Source organism: Spiroplasma sp. hy2 (genome assembly GCF_044714365.1).
Classification (GTDB): domain Bacteria; phylum Bacillota_I; class Bacilli_A; order Mycoplasmatales; family Mycoplasmataceae; genus Spiroplasma; species Spiroplasma phoeniceum.
This window is the reverse complement of record NZ_RXFZ02000236.1, coordinates 1-1,297: the sequence shown is the minus strand read 5'-3', so window position 1 is coordinate 1,297 and position 1,297 is coordinate 1. Positions and strand designations below refer to the sequence as shown.

The following is a 1,297-nucleotide window of genomic DNA, read 5'->3' as shown; positions in this document are numbered from 1 at the left end:
WTAAATTTAAAGCAAAATCATAATCTTACACAAAATTAGTTTTCAAATTGTCATATTGATGATTTTTTTTATTTCATCAAGAGTTTTCGACAAAATTAAAGAAAAATATTATAAATTTAACACAAAAAAAGACTTAAAAAGCCCTCCTAAATATTACTTATTTTAATGCTGCAAGAGCAACTTTTAAAGCTTCATGTAATTGTGTCGCTGATTTTTCAAATTTAACTTGCTCTTCTTTTGTTAATTTTCACTCAATAATTTCTTCAATCCCATTAACACCAATAACTGCTGGTACACCAATGTAAGTTCCCGTAACATTATATTCACCTTCACATTTTGCACCAATTAAAAAGGTTGATCTTTCATCATTTAAAATTGCTTTTGCAATTGATGATAAACATACACCAATTCCATAAAAAGTTGCTTTTTTCAAATCAATGATTGTATAAGCCATTTTCATCATTTGTTGGTGCATATCTTCTAAATCTTTTTCTGTTAATTTTCCTTCTGCCACAAAATCAGCAATTGATTTTTGCATAATTGAAGCTTTTGATCAAACAGAAACTGATGAATCACCATGTTCACCCAAAACATAAGCATTAACACTAGCTGGAGCAATGTTTAATTTATTACCTACTAATCTTCTTAAACGTGCTGAATCTAAAGTTGTTCCTGAAGAAATAACTTTATTTTTTGCATAACCAGTTACTTTTTGATAAACTGATGCCAGAACATCCACCGGATTTGAAGCAATTAGCGTAACACCCTTAAAACCTGAGGCTTTAATTTTTAAAGCAATATCTTGCATAATTCTTGCATTATCAGCAACCATATCTAATCGTGTTTCACCATCTCGTTGTGGTCTTCCTGCTGTAATAACAATTAAATCAGCATCTTTACAATCACTATAATCACCAGCTTTAATTGTACTAAAACGATTTTCTAAAACAGCAGTTGCATCTGATAAATCAATAGCATTCCCTTCTGCTGCTTGTCGAAACGCATCAATTAGCAAATAATGTTGTGCAATACCTCTGTTCATCGCTGAATATAAAAAGCTGTTTCCAACCATTCCACATCCTACTAAAACTACTTTTCTCGTTGAATTTTCCATATTTCTTCTCCTTTTAAAAATCTCCTAGTTTATTATAGCAAAAAAATAAAAAATTTTTTAAAAAGACTCTTTAATTTTGTCGAAAACTCTTGATATTTATAAAATATACCTAAAATTAGGTATATTTTTAATATATGGAGGTAAATAATTAATGAAAAAAATAATTACAGAATTAATNNATAW

At 28.6% G+C, this 1,297-nt stretch carries 1 protein-coding gene; it reads right to left on the bottom strand.

Going from position 1 to position 1,297, the window contains the following annotated elements:
- Positions 1-157: 157 nt before the first annotated feature.
- On the bottom strand, positions 158-1,114 hold the full coding sequence (locus EHV01_RS05710; protein ID WP_422066618.1) for an L-lactate dehydrogenase: 957 nt from the start codon (positions 1,112-1,114) through the stop codon (positions 158-160).
- Between the last annotated feature and the right edge of the window lie 183 nt (positions 1,115-1,297).